This is a genomic window from Mycobacterium sp., assembly GCF_035603715.1.
Classification (GTDB): domain Bacteria; phylum Actinomycetota; class Actinomycetes; order Mycobacteriales; family Mycobacteriaceae; genus Mycobacterium.
Map to the genome: position 1 here is coordinate 1 of NZ_DATNJW010000111.1, position 14,547 is coordinate 14,547.

Genomic DNA, 14,547 nt, shown 5'->3' on the forward strand with positions numbered 1-14,547 from the left:
TCCAGATAGCGGCGCATGGCCGACACCGTACACAGGAAAACAACGTCGGCGTCGCGCTGAGCATCATTGCTGCCGAGTGCGGCGATCGGTTCGATCAGCAGGTCGCGCATCGGCCGCATGATCGCATCGTCCGCGGCCCGCCAGTCGGTAGTGGCCGAAACCTGGCCCGCCGCAGCGCGACTCATGCTGATCAGGTGCGGGTCGGCCACTTGGGCAAGGGCGCCCTCGATCCAGCGCCGCACCTGACCGGCCGGCTTGCGCTCTTTGGTCATCTGGTGCTGCAAGTAGGAGACGACGATGGCGACGCCCCGCTCCATCACCGCGAGAATCACGTCGTCTTTGCCGGCGAAGTAGCGGTAGAACGCCTTGTTCGACGATCCCGCCTCGGTGACGATGTCGCTGACCCGCGGCGGTTCGGGCGCCACCCGTTCCATCACCCGAACGGCGGCGGCCAGGATGCGTTCGACTTCCTCGGTAGCCTCCCGCTGACGGTCGTCGAGCGCACGCTCGACGGCTGCGCTGACCCGGCTACCGCTGGCTGGGCTAGTGGGCAATGGGCTCACCGTATTTGGCGCGAACCGCCTCGCGGCGGACGTCCAGCATCTCGCTGGGCCACTCCCCGCTCTCGGCTTCGACGTTCTTGAGCAGCATCCGGGCCAGGTTGACCTTGTGTGCCTCAGTCGGCCCATCGGCAAGGCCGAGCGCGATTCCGCCCAGCAGAACGTTGACCAGCGGCATCTGATCGGTGAGCCCGAGCGCGCCGTGCACCTGAATTGCCCGCAGTGCAATCGATTTCAGCACCTGGGACGCCAGAATCTTGCACGTCGCGATCTCCGCGCGGGCACCGTGCTCGTCGCCGCTGTCGATCAGCCACGCGGCGTGCAACACGGTCAACCGGAAGGGCGCCAGCTCGGTATAGGAGTCGGCGACGAACTGCTGTACCAATTGCTTGTCGGCCAGCAAAGTACCTTGCGTGAAGCGGCTTTTCGCGCGGCGGGCCATCATCTCGACGGTGCGCTGCGCCATCCCGATCGAGCGCATCGCGTGATGCAGCCGGCCACCGGCCAGCCGGGTTTGCAAGATCAGGAAGCCCTGGCCCGCCTCGCCGAGCAACGCACTGTGCGGCACCCGCACGTCGTCGTAGTGGACCAGCGAGTGGCCGGGCTCGTGGGGGTCGGCGCCGACCAGGTGGTGGTTCGCCTCGATCTTGAGGCCCGGGGTGTCGGCCGGGATCAGGAATGTCGAGGCGCCGTGATGCACCGCAACGTCGGGATTGGTGATCGCGACAACGATGAAGAAGGAGGCGACGGATGCGTTGCTGGAGAAGTACTTTCGCCCGGTGATCACCCAGTCGTCGCCATCACGGACAGCGCGGGTGGTGAAGACCCGCGGGTCGGCTCCGCCCTGTGGCTCGGTCATCGAGAAGCAGGAAAAGATCTCACCGGACAGCAGCCCGGAAAGATAGCGGTCCTTCTGGCCCTGGGTGCCGAAGCGCGCGATGATCTCCGCGTTGCCGGTGTCGGGTGCCTGGGTTCCGAACACGATCGGAGCCCACGGGCTGCGGCCCAGGATCTCGTTGATCAGCGTCAACTTGACCGCACCGAAGCCCTGTCCGCCGAGTTCGGGACCGAGGTGCGGCGCCCACAGCCCTTGGTCGCGGACCTGTTGTTTGAGCGGGTCGACGATTCTGCGCCGCTCGTCGTTCAGCGGCAGGAACTCACAGCCGGGGAACAACACCTCCAGCGGCTCGACCTCTTCGCGGACGAACTCGCGGATCCAGTCGAGCTTTTTCGCGAACTCGGGTTCGGTAGAGAAGTCCCATGCCATTTCGATTACTCCTATGCGTCAGGGGATTCCACCGTCGGCCCGCACAATCGAGCCGGTGGTGAAGCTGGAGGCGTCCGAGGCCAAAAACAATGCGGCGCCGACGATTTCGGTGGGATCACCGGCGCGCTGCAGCGACAGGCCGCCGAACGGATTGTGCGCGGACTGGCCCAGATTCCACGACTTGCTGACGTCGGTGAGGAAGGGGCCGGCCATCAAGGTGTTGACCCGGACCTTCGGCCCGAGTGCGCGCGCGAATCCTTCGGTCATCGCGTTGAGTCCGGCCTTCGCGGACGCGTAGGGGATGATGTCGGGCGCCGGGCGCAGCGAGCCCGCTGTGCTGACATTGATGATCGAGCCACGACCGGCCGCCACCATCCGCTCACCGACCAACGCGGACAACCGGAACGGGCCCTTGAGGTTGAGATTGACCACCGCGTCGAACAGCTTCTCGGTGACGTCGGTCAGCTTGTCGTACACCGGTGACATACCCGCGTTGTTGATCAACGTGTCGATCTTGCCGAACCGTTCGTAGCTGGCCTCGACGAGGCCGTCGAGCTCATCCCAGCGGCCGACGTGCACTTGGTACGGCATCGCAGCGCGACCGGTCTCGCTTTCTATCTGTTCGGCGACGGTGACGCAGTTCTCCATCTTCCGGCTCGCGATCACCACGTCGGCGCCGCATCGTGCGACGCCGAACGCCATTTCCCGGCCCAGGCCGCGGCTGCCCCCGGTGATCAGGATGGTCTGGCCGGTCAGATCGAAAAGCTGCTCGGCGTAGCTCATTTCAGTGAACCTGCCAATTGGGCCGCGGTGGCGATCAGCTGGGGGACCATCGCCCCGAACGCGTCCTGGATCTTGGCGTCGACCTTGCCGCTGCGCACTCCCGCAGCGTAGGTCTTTTCCAGCACGATGCCGAGCTTCCAGTTTGCCAGCACCAGGTAGTAGTCGATGTTCTCGGTGGACAGACCGCTGACCTTCTCGTAACGCTCGAGCAGCTCGCTGCGGGTCGGCATGCCCTTCATGTCCAGATAAAACCCGTCCTCGCGGGGGTTTTCGCCGTCGTAGCCGAGCAGGCACCAGGCCAGGTCGAGCAGCGGGTCGCCGACTGTGGTCATCTCCCAGTCCACGATCGCTGCGAGTCGGGCCGGCCCGCCGTGCGCGAACATGACGTTGGCGAACTGATAGTCGCCGTGCATGATGCCCGGCGTGTAGCGCGCGGGCCGGTTGCGGCGCAACCAATCTGCGGCGTCGTCGAGACCGGGAAGGTCGCGCACCTTGTAGCTGTCCAGGAAGGCCAGCCACCGGCCGACTTGCCGTTCGTGGAAGCCGTCCGGTCGGCCGAATCCGTCCAGCCCTTGCGCCTGCCAATCCACCCGGCCCAGCTTGGCCGCACCCTCGACAAGCTCGAACGCCAGGCCGCGCCGCGCGTCCAAATCGTTGTCGAACGGCGCCTCCCAGCCGCCGTCCATCGGACTCCAGCCGTCGATCGCCTGCATCACGTAGAACGGCATGCCGAGCAGATCACCGGCGTCGTTGGCGGCGATCAGCTCGGCATGCGGCACATCGGTCCCGCCCAACGCGCGGACCAGTCGGATCTCGCGCAGCAGTCCGTCGATGCGGGCCGCGTCGGCACGGGCGCCGGGCATCCGCAGCACCATCCGATGGTCGCCGCGCTGAATCAGGTACAGCGTGTTCTGCGAGCCTCCGGAAAGCTGTTCGAGGACAGTGTCTTCTCCGGCACCGGGAGCGTCGCTCGCGTCCAGCCAGCGCCCGAGTACATCTGCATCCAGCATCCGCACACTCCAATCTCCATGCGGAGAATAGCATTCTCCGCCGAGATGACAAGGCCGTCACCGCGCGTGAAAAGCTGTGCGGATGCAGTTGCTTCTGGTCCGGCATGCGTTGCCGCTCCGCAGCGGCCCGGATCCCGAAGGAAGGGGCCAAGGCGCCGACCCCGACCTGGCCGACGAGGGGCGTGCGCAAGCAGCGCGGCTGCCCGATGCGCTGGCCCGATTTCCGATCACCCGCCTGGTGAGCAGTCCGCAGCGGCGCGCGTTCCAGACCGCGGAACCGGTCGCCGCCGCGCGCGGGCTGGACGTCGAAATCGACGACCGGTTCGCCGAATACGACCGCGATCTGCCGGTGTACATCCCGATCGAGCAGATTCGTGCGGAGAACCCGCAGGAGTGGGCCCGGATGGCCGAGGGACACCTGCCCAGCTCGGTCGACGAAGACGCGTTTCGGGCGCGGGTGCGGGCGGCCATCGACAACGTCGCCGCTACCGCCGAACACGACGACACCGTCGCGGTGTTCAGCCACGGCGGCGTGATCAACGTCGTCCTGCACGAGATCCTGGGAACCAGGCGGGTGCTGTCGTTTCCCATCGACTACGTCTCGGTGACCCGGCTGCTGTTCTCCCGGTCCGGTCAGGCCAGCGTGGTGACGGTGAACGGCACCGAACACGTATGGGATCTGCTGCCGCGGAACCGGCGGTGATAGACAGGTCGGGTGACTCTCGACGGGCTCGACCTCTCCGCGCTGGACAAGCATCTGCGTTCGGTCGGCGTCGGCCGTGACGGGGAACTGACCGCGGAACTGATCTCCGGCGGCCGCTCCAACCTGACCTTTATGGTGGCCGACGACGCGTCGAAGTGGGTGTTGCGCCGCCCGCCGCTGCATGGGCTGACGCCGTCGGCGCACGACATGGCGCGGGAGTACACGGTGGTCGCCGGGTTGGCCGATACCCCGGTCCCGGTGGCCCGCGCGGTCACGCTGTGTAACGACGCGTCGGTGCTGGGTGCGCCGTTCCAGATGGTCGAATACGTTGCCGGCCAAGTGGTGCGCAGCCGCGCCGAACTCGAGGCATTGGGCGGCCAACCCGTCATCGAGGGCTGCGTCAACGCGTTGATCAAGGTGCTGGCCGACCTGCACGCGGTCGATCCGGCCGCGGTCGGACTCGGCGACTTCGGCAAGCCAAGCGGATATTTGGAGCGCCAGGTCCGGCGCTGGGGATCGCAATGGGAACTCATCCACTTGCCCGATGACGACCGCGACGCCGACGTTGCGCGACTGCATGCGGCCCTGCAGGACGCCCTTCCACCGCAGAGCCGGACGTCAATCGTGCACGGCGACTACCGGATCGACAACACCATCCTCGATTCCGACGACCCGTCGCAGGTGCGTGCCGTGGTCGACTGGGAGCTTTCCACGCTGGGCGATCCAATCAGCGATGCGGCGCTGATGTGCGTGTACCGTGACCCGTCGCTCGACTTGATCATCAACGCGCACGCCGCCTGGACGTCGCCGCAATTGCCGGTTGCCGACGAGCTGGCGCACCGGTACTCGGTGATCTCCGGACAGCCGTTGGCGCACTGGAACTTCTATATGGCGCTGGCCTATTTCAAGCTGGCCATCATCGCCGCCGGCATCGACTTCCGCCGGCGGATGTCGGGCGGGGCGGACGACGTGGACGCGTCCGACCGGGTCGGTGAGACGGTGGCGCCGCTGATCGCCCGCGGGCTGACCGAGTTGCGGAGCAGCTGATCTATCGGCCGGCGACCAGGCCGGCGGCGAGGTTCTTCTTCGCGGCGCGCCGCAACTGGAAGATCCGCGCGGTACCGGCCGCCACGGTGACCAGCCCGCCGCATATTGCGGCCAGCAGCAGCTGCACTCCCAACGGCAGGGTGTAGTGCCAGCCGAGGAAGGTGACCGGTGCATCGGACAGGTTTTGGGTGATGAAGATCAGCAGCACGATCAGGATCAGGAATCCAACGATCAGAGACGACCAGACGCTGGCAGTGCGGGTGAACTTGACCGCTGATTCTGGTGGCGGCCCAGTATCCGGGATCGGCGAGGGTGCCTCTGGCGGCTGTTCAGGTGATACAGACGAATCGCTGCTCATGCTGTTATCTTTACCCTTTTCCGGTCTGAAGTGAACCGAACCACCGGGAAAAGCGTGCAACGCTAGTGTCGGTTGCTATGAGCATGCTGCGTCGGCACGTGCACCGCGTCGCGGTGTGCCTGACGGTGGTGTGCTTCACCGTCACATCCTGTGGCAGCGCGAACCCGCTTGGTGGGGCATCGACCAACGTGAACTCGATCGTGGTCGGGTCCGCCGGTTTTCCGGAATCGAAAATCCTCGCCGAAATCTACGCACAGGCATTGCAGGCCAACGGCTTCAACGTCGGCCGGGAAATGGGTATCGGCAGCCGCGAGACGTATGTCCCTGCGCTGAAGGACCATTCGATCGACTTGGTGCCCGAGTACGTCGGCAATCTGCTGTCCTACTTTGAACCGCGCGCCACCGTGACCATGCTCGACGACATCGAACTGGAACTGTACAAACGGCTGCCCGGCGACCTGTCCATCCTGACGCCGTCGCCGGCATGCGACACCGACACCGTCACGGTCACCGCCGACACCGCAGCGAAATGGAACCTGAAGACGATCGGGGACCTGGCCCCGCATTCACCGGAGGTGAGATTCGCCGCGCCGTCGGACTTTCTGGCCCGGCCCTCGGGTCTGAGTGGGCTCAGGCAGCGGTACGGGCTCGACATCGCACCCGGAAACTTCGTGGCGATCAGCGACGACGGCGGTGCCGTCACCGTTCGTACCCTCGAGGAGGGGAAGGTCAACGCGGCCAATATCTTCAGCACTTCACCGGCCATTCTGCAGCACCGGTTGGTGGCCCTCGAAGATCCGCTGCACAACTTCCCGGCTGGAAACATTGTGCCGCTGGTGAATTCGCAGAAGAAGACCGACAAGCTCAAAGACGTGCTGGACGCGGTGTCGGCCAAGCTGACCAGCCGCGGGGTCGCCGACCTCAACGCTTCGGTGGCCGGCAATGCGGGTATCGACCCAGATCAGGCTGCCCGGAACTGGTTGCGTGACAACGGCTTCGACCATCCGATCGGGGGTTGAGGCGTTGATCAGCTTCCATGACGTGCACAAGGTCTATCCGGATGGAACTGTCGCCATCGACCGGCTGAACCTGGAAGTGCCCCGGGGAACGCTGACGGTCTTCGTGGGCCCGTCCGGGTGCGGCAAGACGACGTCGATGCGGATGATCAACCGGATGGCCGAGCCGACGTCGGGAACCGTCGTCGTAGACGGCGCCGACATCGCGGGCGTCGACCCGGTGCGGCTGCGCCTCGGCATCGGCTACGTGATCCAGGGCGCCGGCCTGATGCCGCACCAACGGGTGATCGACAACGTCGCGACGGTGCCGGTGCTCAAAGGTCAGCCGCGGCGTGCGGCGCGCAAGGCCGCCTACACCGTGCTGGAGCGAGTGGGCCTGGATGCGAAGCTGGCCGCCCGCTATCCCGCGCAGCTGTCCGGCGGCGAGCAGCAGCGGGTCGGTGTGGCGCGCGCGCTGGCGGCCGATCCGCCGATTCTGTTGATGGACGAGCCCTTTTCGGCCGTCGACGGCCTGGTCCGCTTCGAGCTACAGCGTGAAATACTGCGGCTGCAAGCCGATTTACACAAAACCATCGTGTTCGTCACGCACGATATCGACGAGGCGATCCGGCTCGCCGACCGCGTGGCGGTATTCGGCCGCGGCGGTGTGCTGCAGCAGTACGACGAGCCGGCCCATTTGCTGTCGCGTCCCGCCAACGATTTCGTGGCCAGGATCATCGGGGCCGGTCGTGGCTACCGCTGGCTGCAGTTCTTGGATGCGACGAGCCTGCCGACCCACGACATCACCACCATTACCGACCCCGCCGCCGTGGGCGAGGCGCAACTCCGCGACGGCTGGGCACTGGTGGTCAAGCCCGACGGCACACCATTGGGCTGGATCGACGCCGCCGGAGTGCGGAAGCATCGCGGTGGTGCGTCGCTGCGTGACAGCGTGACGTCGGTCGGGTCGGTGTTCCGGCCCGACGCCAACCTGAGCCAGGCGTTGGACGCCGCGTTGTCGTCCCCGGCGGCGATGGGTGTGGCCGTCGACCAGGCGGGCAAGGTCACCGGTGGAGTGCGAGCCGCTGATGTGTTGGCCGCCTTGGATTCTCATCGGCGGGATTAACCGTGCACTACTTGCTCAACCACCTTCCGACGGCGTGGGCGCTCACCGTGATTCACCTGAGGCTGTCGCTGGTGCCAGTGTTGGCTGGTCTGGCGATCGCGTTGCCCTGGGGCGTGTTGGCCTGGCACACCACGGCGCTGCGACGGCTGACGACCGTCGCTGCCAGTGCGGTGTTCACCATCCCGTCGCTGGCGCTGTTCGTGGTGCTGCCGCTGGTGATTCCGACCCGCATCCTTGATGAGGCGAACGTCATCGTCGCGCTGACGCTGTACACCACGGCGCTGCTGGTGCGGGAGGTGTTCGAGGCGTTGGATGCGGTACCGCTGCCGGTACGCGACGCGGCGACTGCGGTCGGTTACCAGCCGATCGCCAGGTTGGTCAAAGTCGAACTGCCACTGTCTATCCCGGTGCTGGTCGCTGGTCTGCGGGTGGTGGTAGTGACCAACATTTCGATGGTCTCGGTGGGCGCGGTGATCGGCATCGGGGGCCTGGGCACCTGGTTCACCGAGGGTTACCAGGCAAACAAGAGCGACCAGATCGTGGCCGGGATCGTCGCCATCTTCGTTTTGGCGGTCATCATCGATGTCGTACTGATGTTCGCCGGCCGGGTCGCCACGCCGTGGGTCCGGGTCACGCGCCCCGGCCGCCGGCTGCTGACGGCCCCGGTGGTGGGCGGGTCGCGATGAACTTTGTCGGCCAGGCACTGTCCTACCTGTTCACCGCGGAGAACTGGGCGGGTCCGGTCGGGCTGGCGGCCCGGACGCTGGAGCATCTGGAATACACCGCGGCGGCCGTGGCGGTTTCGGCGCTGGTCGCCATTCCGCTCGGGCTGATCGTCGGCCATACCGGACGGGGCACGCTTCTGGTGGTCAGCCTGGTCAACGCGCTGCGCGCGCTGCCGACCCTGGGGGTGCTGCTACTGGCCGTGCTGCTGTGGGGCCTGGGCTTGGTGCCGCCGATCGTCGCGCTGATGCTGCTGGGGATTCCGCCACTGCTGGCGGGTACCTACGCCGGGTTGGCGGCGGTGGACCGCACGGTGGTCGACGCCGCGCGTGCGATGGGCATGAGCGAGTTGCAGGTGCTTTTTCGGGTCGAGGTGCCCAATGCGCTGCCGCTGATCGTGGGTGGGCTGCGGACCGCGACGCTGCAAGTCGTCGCCACCGCGACCGTCGCGGCCTACGCCAGCCTGGGCGGGCTGGGCCGTTACCTGATTGATGGCATCAAGGTGCGTCAGTTCCACATCGCACTGGTCGGCGCGCTGATGGTCGTCGCACTGGCTCTGATCCTCGACGGCGTGTTGGCATTTGCGGTGTGGGCATCAGTGCCCGGTACCGGCCGACTGCGCCCAATCCCACATCACCAAACGTCGAAATCTCTGCAGCCGTCGCCTAACGTAGACGCGTGAGCCCAGCCCCCGCAGATGCGACGAGCAGTTCCCGGTCGACGATGCTGACTTGGCGTTCACACGATGCCAGGCGCATGGAGTCGGTGCGAGTGCAGTTGTCCGGCAAGCGAATTAAAGCCAACGGCCGCATTGTTGCCGCCGAGGCCGACACCAACCCGGCATTCGCTGCCTACTACGACCTGCTGACCGACGAAACCGGTGCGACCAAGCGACTGGGCATGACGGTCACACTGGCCGAACGGGAACGGCAGCTCGTCGTCGCCCGTGACGAAGAGAACATGTGGATGGTCACCGACCACCAGGGCGAGTCCCGCGCCGCCTACCAAGGTGCGCTGGATGTCGACGTGGTGTTCAGTCCGTTCTTCAACGCGCTGCCGATCCGCCGGGCCGGCCTCAACGAGCGGGCCGACTCGATCACGGTGCCGACGATCTACGTGACGCTGCCGGACATGACCGTCGCTTCGGCGGCGATCAGCTACAGCAGCGCCGCCGCCGGCTCCGGCGAGGGAATCAAGGTGCACTCACCGGTGTCGGACACCACGCTCACCGTCGACGCCGACGGGTTCATCGTGGACTACCCAGGCTTGGCAGAGCGGATCTGATCACCCCGCCGGCGCGGCCGGCGGCAGCCAGCTCCTGGCGCCAATTCTCGGCGCCGACGAACACGGCGAAGATCTCCGGTCGCGAAAAGCTGTCGTAGCGTGCGCGGGCCGCATGCCCGCCCTCGACGAGCTCGGCGACGGAGTCGTTGTGCGCCAGCGAGTTTCGTGCTTCGCTCAGTAGCTCGATGGCCCGATCCACCCGCGTCAGCAGCTGGCTTGCATTGGCTTCGCACATGGCCCGCACCAGATCCGGTGCGCTGCCCGCCACCCGGGTGCCGTCCCGGAAAGACCCCGCGGCCAGTGCAAACGCCAAGGGCACCTCGGCCGCGGTAACAGCCAGCGCCTCGGCCAGCAGGTGCGGCAGATGCGAGATGGCTGCCGCGGCGGCGTCGTGCTCGTCGGAGCGGGCAGGCACCAGGAACGACCCGCAGTCCAGCGCCAACTCCATCACCGTCGTCCATACCGCCGGGTCCACATGGTCGTCAACGCTGATCACCCAGGGTGCACCGGTGAAAAGCCGGGCATGCCCGGCCTCCCACCCCGAGTGCGCCGTGCCCGTCATCGGGTGTCCCCCGACGAAGCGTGCCTGCAGGCCCGCCGCGGTCACCGCATCGAGTACCGCGCCCTTGACGCTGGTGACGTCGGTCAGCGGGCAGTCGGGGGCGGCGTGGCTGATATGGGTCAAAAGGGTCGGCAACGCCGGCATCGGCACGGCCAGGACGATCAGCGCTTCCAGATCGGCAGCCTGGGTCAGCGCCTTGGTGAGATCGGTGGTGGCGTCGAAGCCGTCGAAGCGGGCGGCCTGAGCTCCCTCGACCGAGCGGTTGTAGCCGAAGGCCTCACGACCGGCAGCCGAGGCGGCGCGCAAAATCGAGCCGCCGATCAGTCCCAGGCCCAGCACGCACACCGGTGTCTTCGCCACCCGTCAAGGTTGGCATATCCATACGAATTCCTACCGGGCTATAGCGCTCGGCGCGACCCCGATTTGCTGGTCAACGGGCCCTTACGCGACTAGCGTAGGCGCCCATGGGAGCACAGCGGGCTTCCGCGCAGGCGGACACTCCGGACGGATTCGGTGTGGCTGTCGTGCGTGAAGAGGGCAAATGGCGCTGCTCGGCGATGGGGCCCAAGGCGCTGGCCAGCTTGGGCGACGCCGAGACCGAGCTGCGTGAATTACGCAGCGCGGGAGCAGTTTTCGGCCTTCTCGACGTCGACGACGAATTCTTCGTGATCGTGCGGCCCGCGCCGTCGGGCACCCGGCTGCTGCTTTCGGATGCGACCGCGGCGCTGGATTACGACATCGCCGCCGAGGTACTGGACAACCTGGACGCCGACATCGATCCGGAAGATCTTGAAGACGCCGAACCCTTCGAAGAGGGTGATCTCGGGTTGCTGTCCGATGTGGGGCTGCCTGAGGCCGTGCTCAGCGTCATTCTCGACGAGACCGATCTGTACGCCGACGAGCAGCTGGGCCGTATCGCGCGCGAGATGGGCTTTGCCGATGAGCTGTCGTCGGTGCTCGAGCGCCTCGGTCGGTGAGCTCCGACGAAAATCTGATCCGCGCTGCGTTGGCGGTTGCCGCGACCGCGGATCCCCGCGACGTCCCGGTCGGTGCCGTGGTCGTGGCGGCCGACGGAACCGAGCTGGCCCGCGCGGTGAATGCGCGTGAGGCCCTGGGGGATCCGACCGCACACGCCGAGGTCCTGGCCATTCGGGCGGCCGCGCGGGTGCTTGGCGACGGGTGGCGGCTGGCCGGTGCGACGCTGGCGGTGACGCTCGAGCCGTGCACGATGTGCGCGGGCGCGCTGGTGATGGCGCGGGTCGACCGGCTGGTGTTCGGGGCCTGGGAGCCCAAGACGGGCGCGGTGGGCTCGCTGTGGGACGTGGTCCGCGATCGCCGGCTCAACCATCGTCCGGATGTGCGTGGCGGCGTGCTGGCCGAGGAGTGCGCCGGCCTGCTGGAGACCTTCTTCGCCCGGCAGCGATTGGGATAGCCGAGCCGCTGTTGGGTAAGCTCTCCGGCGGTGGCGTGTCCGAGCGGCCTAAGGAGCACGCCTCGAAAGCGTGTGACGGGTAACCCCCGTCCGAGGGTTCAAATCCCTCCGCCACCGCCAAAGCTATACGCCTGTTACCGCACGTGACTTGCCGCAACCATGTACGCCGGACTTCCGACAGTCCCGCAGCGCTCCGCGACGAATCACAAGCGGCACACGTTCCGGCACGCGGCAAAGCAGACCGGCGGCGCCCCTACAAGGTCCGTGTACGTGAAGTGACGAGCTTGAATATCCACAACAACAGCACCGCGCCGACCAATGCGCCCAGAAACGCGTGCTTGATCGGTGGGTGGATATCGAACTGGTGCGGCGGGAAAACGACGCTGCCCAATGTGCCGCCGACGTATGCGCCGACTATGCCGAGCACCGCGGTCCCGATCCAACCTATGGGCTGTCTGCCTGGGACGATAGCTCGCGCGATCAGGCCGACGACGAGACCGAGAATGATCAACCAGATGATGTGCAGAACCACGACGAGACTCCTCTAACAACGAATGACGGCAGGATCGCCCGGCCGCCGCCGGGTGGCGGCAGTTTCGGATACCGCGTGAGCGGAATTCCAAACCTCAAACTCCACTGCCTGGACTTCATCCACCTCCGACCGGGAGGACGGCGGACTCTGGAACGGATGAGCTCGCGAGCTTGGCTAGGACATGCCGTCACTCGAGACCTGCGCCGGCTCCGGGCCGCAGGCTGATGCGGCCGAGGTCGTCTTGCCGGACGGGACGAAAGCAAGGCCCATTCACCGGATACAGCCGGTGGAGATCGCGCTGCACTCGGTCAGCGGAACCAGTTACGGCACTGGAAGTTTGACCTTCATCGCGGAAGGCGATCTCGACCCCGACGCCCGACCAATAACCGCCAAGCCCACCCGCGCCACCGCTTGGCCACAAAACACTGAACACGCACTGAGATCCGGAAGTGATCGACAACCGGCGGTTTCTGGGTCAGATTGATCGTTCCTCGGAAAATCGCGTGGCCCTTACGGTTTGCCGAAACCGCGAGGGAGCAGGTGGCCGTTGTAGGCAGTGGGGGCTTGCAGGCAGTGCTCCTGGGCGTGGGTGATGCCGTTGCCTATCGAAGGGCACACCGTTTTGCCGTTGTCGGCGTGGGCCGGAGCCGCCAAGGCAATCGTGGCGACAGCGATGGACGTAACTATCGTTTTGTTGATCATGTAACTCACAACGCGGCCCGCAGGGGCAAATATCAGAACAGGACGAATCCCGGACGGGAAAACCGCATTTCTTGACGGTTTCCTGACGCGACTGCCGGCTCCCTCCGAACTGGCACAAGGCGACACGGTAATGAAAGAACTATGGGTGGACAGCGCGTACATGGTCGGCATGCTGGCTTGAGGTTTGCCGTCGGCATGCTGTTTGTTCGTATCGCGCACAGTTGAAGGAGTATCCGTGGAGCGTATTCAGCTCGCGACACCTGAGGGTCCCTTCGATGCCGTGGTCGCCGTCCCGGATGGACGCGGCCCCTGGCCGGGCGTGGTGGTTGTGCATGACATGGTCTCAGCCACCAGCGGGGGACTACCGGGGATCATCGGGCGCGTCGCCGACGCCGGACACCTCGTGATTGCGCCGAACCTCTATTCCCGCGGTGGCCCGATTCGGTGTGTGGCCCGAGTCGTCCGTGAACTCAGAAGCTTGTCCGGCCGCGCGTTTGACGACGTGCACGCGAGCCGCAATTGGCTCGTCGCCGACCCACGGTGCAGCGGCAAGGTTGGGATCTTAGGTTTTTGCATGGGTGGGGGGTTCGCGCTGGTCATGGCGACGCATGGCTTTGACGCCGCTGCGCCCTTCTACCCGTCTTTTCCGGCTGATCGCTACGACGAAATTCTCGACGGAGCATGTCCCGTGGTAGCCAGTTTCGGCCGCCGCGATCCCGTGCTGCCGGGAGCCGGTCCCAGTCTGGAAAAAGAACTGACCGACCGAAGGATCCCCCACGACGTCAAGATCTACGACGACGCCGGGCACTCATTCGCCAATCCGTACCCCGCTGCACCTCTGCTACGCATTGTCGGATTCGGCTACGACCAGGCCAGCGCCGACGACGCATGGGACCGCGTCTTCACGTTTTTCGGCGAACACTTGTAAGCGCGTTCGCTTCGACAGCTGAGTCCGCGGTGGTCAGCACCGCCAGACGTCGAGCGGCCAACTCGTCCAAGCTGGCCTTGCCGGCTCCGACACATAGCAACCACAGCAGCAGCCCTACCAGCAGCCACTCCGGGGCATAGAACAAGTTGCTCAGGAAGTCCCACAGAGCCGGATATTTCTCCGCCAGATTCGGGCCGATGTCGGTGATCAACGCGCCGACCATGTCCCCCGCCAGGATCAGAGATACCAGCCGAGTGCCGAGACCCAGCATCAGCGCCGCACCACCAACAAGTTCCACCACGGCCGTAATCGGGGCGAGCACATGTGCCGCGGGAATGCCCAGGCGGACAAACATCGCGGTGAACTTCCCCAGATCATCGAGCTTGATCACCGCGCCGCTGAAGAACATGAACCCGACAGTGATCCGCAGCACGAGGTTCGGCAGCCAGCTGAGGTTGTCCAGTGCGTCGGTGATGTGACGGTAAGCCTGGCCGAAACGCGCTGCAACGACGCGTGATTCGCCGGCCATCGATAC

Annotated in this window: 19 protein-coding genes and 1 tRNA gene; 11 read left to right on the top strand and 9 right to left on the bottom strand. The window is 65.9% G+C overall.

Annotated features, from left to right (window positions below; all coding sequences use genetic code 11):
• From VN856_RS04870 to VN856_RS04885, 4 genes are all read right to left on the bottom strand, one after another.
• Positions 1-554, bottom strand: a 554-nt coding sequence (locus VN856_RS04870) for a helix-turn-helix domain-containing protein (RefSeq protein WP_325686702.1), incomplete at its 3' end; no start/stop codon positions are given.
• Positions 544-1,827: an acyl-CoA dehydrogenase family protein gene (locus tag VN856_RS04875; RefSeq protein ID WP_325686704.1), complete on the bottom strand. Its 1,284-nt coding sequence runs from the start codon at positions 1,825-1,827 to the stop codon at positions 544-546. The genes VN856_RS04875 and VN856_RS04870, both read right to left, overlap by 11 nt.
• Positions 1,828-1,845: 18 nt before the next feature.
• Positions 1,846-2,610, bottom strand: a complete 765-nt coding sequence (locus VN856_RS04880; RefSeq protein ID WP_325686706.1) for an SDR family NAD(P)-dependent oxidoreductase — start codon at positions 2,608-2,610, stop codon at positions 1,846-1,848.
• Complete coding sequence (locus VN856_RS04885; protein WP_325686708.1) at positions 2,607-3,620, bottom strand: phosphotransferase family protein; 1,014 nt, start codon at positions 3,618-3,620, stop codon at positions 2,607-2,609. The genes VN856_RS04880 and VN856_RS04885 overlap by 4 nt, the downstream gene beginning before the upstream one ends.
• A gap of 82 nt (positions 3,621-3,702) precedes the next feature.
• Between VN856_RS04885 and VN856_RS04890 the strand changes: the two genes are divergently transcribed.
• Positions 3,703-4,323, top strand: a complete 621-nt coding sequence (locus VN856_RS04890) for a histidine phosphatase family protein (RefSeq protein WP_325686710.1) — start codon at positions 3,703-3,705, stop codon at positions 4,321-4,323.
• A gap of 12 nt (positions 4,324-4,335) precedes the next feature.
• Positions 4,336-5,370, top strand: a complete 1,035-nt coding sequence (locus tag VN856_RS04895) for a phosphotransferase family protein (protein ID WP_325686712.1) — start codon at positions 4,336-4,338, stop codon at positions 5,368-5,370.
• 1 nt (position 5,371) lies between these two features.
• Here VN856_RS04895 and VN856_RS04900 read toward each other — a convergent pair whose 3' ends face one another.
• The gene (locus tag VN856_RS04900) at positions 5,372-5,728 is read right to left on the bottom strand and encodes a LapA family protein (RefSeq protein ID WP_325686714.1); all 357 of its coding nucleotides are present in this window, start codon (positions 5,726-5,728) and stop codon (positions 5,372-5,374) included.
• Positions 5,729-5,805: 77 nt separating this feature from the next.
• On the opposite strand from VN856_RS04900, the gene VN856_RS04905 reads away from it, so the two are divergent.
• Genes VN856_RS04905 through VN856_RS04925 form a run of 5 tightly spaced genes read left to right on the top strand, consistent with a single transcriptional unit; the run spans position 5,806 to position 9,856 of the window.
• Positions 5,806-6,747, top strand: coding sequence for an ABC transporter substrate-binding protein (locus VN856_RS04905; protein ID WP_325686716.1), 942 nt, complete (start codon positions 5,806-5,808; stop codon positions 6,745-6,747).
• Positions 6,748-6,751: 4 nt separating this feature from the next.
• Entirely contained in the window at positions 6,752-7,849 is a 1,098-nt protein-coding gene (locus VN856_RS04910; RefSeq protein WP_325686770.1) for an ABC transporter ATP-binding protein, read from the top strand.
• Between the two features lie 2 nt (positions 7,850-7,851).
• Positions 7,852-8,535, top strand: coding sequence for an ABC transporter permease (locus VN856_RS04915; RefSeq protein ID WP_325686718.1), 684 nt, complete (start codon positions 7,852-7,854; stop codon positions 8,533-8,535).
• Entirely contained in the window at positions 8,532-9,254 is a 723-nt protein-coding gene (locus VN856_RS04920) for an ABC transporter permease (protein ID WP_325686720.1), read from the top strand. Before VN856_RS04915 ends, VN856_RS04920 begins: the two co-directional genes overlap by 4 nt.
• Positions 9,255-9,295: 41 nt before the next feature.
• Entirely contained in the window at positions 9,296-9,856 is a 561-nt protein-coding gene (locus tag VN856_RS04925; protein ID WP_325686772.1) for a putative glycolipid-binding domain-containing protein, read from the top strand.
• On the opposite strand, the gene VN856_RS04930 is transcribed toward VN856_RS04925, so the two are convergent.
• Positions 9,819-10,763 (bottom strand): prephenate dehydrogenase, encoded by a 945-nt coding sequence (locus VN856_RS04930; protein WP_325686774.1) that lies wholly within the window; start codon positions 10,761-10,763, stop codon positions 9,819-9,821. The genes VN856_RS04925 and VN856_RS04930 overlap by 38 nt on opposite strands.
• Positions 10,764-10,882: 119 nt before the next feature.
• Here VN856_RS04930 and VN856_RS04935 point away from each other — a divergent pair, with 119 nt between their 5' ends.
• The 3 genes from VN856_RS04935 to VN856_RS04945 all read left to right on the top strand — a co-directional run bounded on the left by VN856_RS04935 (position 10,883) and on the right by VN856_RS04945 (position 11,970).
• A complete protein-coding gene (locus tag VN856_RS04935; RefSeq protein ID WP_325686722.1) occupies positions 10,883-11,395 on the top strand; it encodes a tRNA adenosine deaminase-associated protein in 513 nt (170 codons plus the stop codon).
• The gene (locus tag VN856_RS04940) at positions 11,392-11,850 is read left to right on the top strand and encodes a nucleoside deaminase (protein WP_325686724.1); all 459 of its coding nucleotides are present in this window, start codon (positions 11,392-11,394) and stop codon (positions 11,848-11,850) included. Before VN856_RS04935 ends, VN856_RS04940 begins: the two co-directional genes overlap by 4 nt.
• Before the next feature lie 29 nt (positions 11,851-11,879).
• Positions 11,880-11,970, top strand: a tRNA-Ser gene (locus tag VN856_RS04945).
• A 133-nt stretch (positions 11,971-12,103) separates the two neighbouring features.
• Here the strand turns inward: VN856_RS04945 and VN856_RS04950 are convergent.
• Positions 12,104-12,382, bottom strand: coding sequence for a GlsB/YeaQ/YmgE family stress response membrane protein (locus tag VN856_RS04950; protein WP_325686726.1), 279 nt, complete (start codon positions 12,380-12,382; stop codon positions 12,104-12,106).
• Between the two features lie 510 nt (positions 12,383-12,892).
• Positions 12,893-13,084: a hypothetical protein gene (locus VN856_RS04955; protein ID WP_325686728.1), complete on the bottom strand. Its 192-nt coding sequence runs from the start codon at positions 13,082-13,084 to the stop codon at positions 12,893-12,895.
• A 235-nt stretch (positions 13,085-13,319) separates the two neighbouring features.
• Here VN856_RS04955 and VN856_RS04960 point away from each other — a divergent pair, with 235 nt between their 5' ends.
• Positions 13,320-14,012, top strand: a complete 693-nt coding sequence (locus VN856_RS04960) for a dienelactone hydrolase family protein (RefSeq protein ID WP_325686730.1) — start codon at positions 13,320-13,322, stop codon at positions 14,010-14,012.
• Here the strand turns inward: VN856_RS04960 and VN856_RS04965 are convergent.
• A complete protein-coding gene (locus VN856_RS04965) occupies positions 13,987-14,541 on the bottom strand; it encodes a DoxX family protein (protein ID WP_325686732.1) in 555 nt (184 codons plus the stop codon). The genes VN856_RS04960 and VN856_RS04965 overlap by 26 nt on opposite strands.
• Positions 14,542-14,547 lie beyond the last annotated feature (6 nt).

Coding starts and splice junctions, on each gene's coding strand:
- VN856_RS04875 (WP_325686704.1), bottom strand. CDS start 1,827: ATGGCATGGGACTTCTCTACCGAACCCGAGTTCGCGAAAAAGCTCGAC.
- VN856_RS04880 (WP_325686706.1), bottom strand. CDS start 2,610: ATGAGCTACGCCGAGCAGCTTTTCGATCTGACCGGCCAGACCATCCTG.
- VN856_RS04885 (WP_325686708.1), bottom strand. CDS start 3,620: ATGCTGGATGCAGATGTACTCGGGCGCTGGCTGGACGCGAGCGACGCT.
- VN856_RS04890 (WP_325686710.1), top strand. CDS start 3,703: ATGCAGTTGCTTCTGGTCCGGCATGCGTTGCCGCTCCGCAGCGGCCCG.
- VN856_RS04900 (WP_325686714.1), bottom strand. CDS start 5,728: ATGAGCAGCGATTCGTCTGTATCACCTGAACAGCCGCCAGAGGCACCC.
- VN856_RS04905 (WP_325686716.1), top strand. CDS start 5,806: ATGAGCATGCTGCGTCGGCACGTGCACCGCGTCGCGGTGTGCCTGACG.
- VN856_RS04920 (WP_325686720.1), top strand. CDS start 8,532: ATGAACTTTGTCGGCCAGGCACTGTCCTACCTGTTCACCGCGGAGAAC.
- VN856_RS04925 (WP_325686772.1), top strand. CDS start 9,296: ATGCTGACTTGGCGTTCACACGATGCCAGGCGCATGGAGTCGGTGCGA.
- VN856_RS04935 (WP_325686722.1), top strand. CDS start 10,883: ATGGGAGCACAGCGGGCTTCCGCGCAGGCGGACACTCCGGACGGATTC.
- VN856_RS04955 (WP_325686728.1), bottom strand. CDS start 13,084: ATGATCAACAAAACGATAGTTACGTCCATCGCTGTCGCCACGATTGCC.
- VN856_RS04965 (WP_325686732.1), bottom strand. CDS start 14,541: ATGGCCGGCGAATCACGCGTCGTTGCAGCGCGTTTCGGCCAGGCTTAC.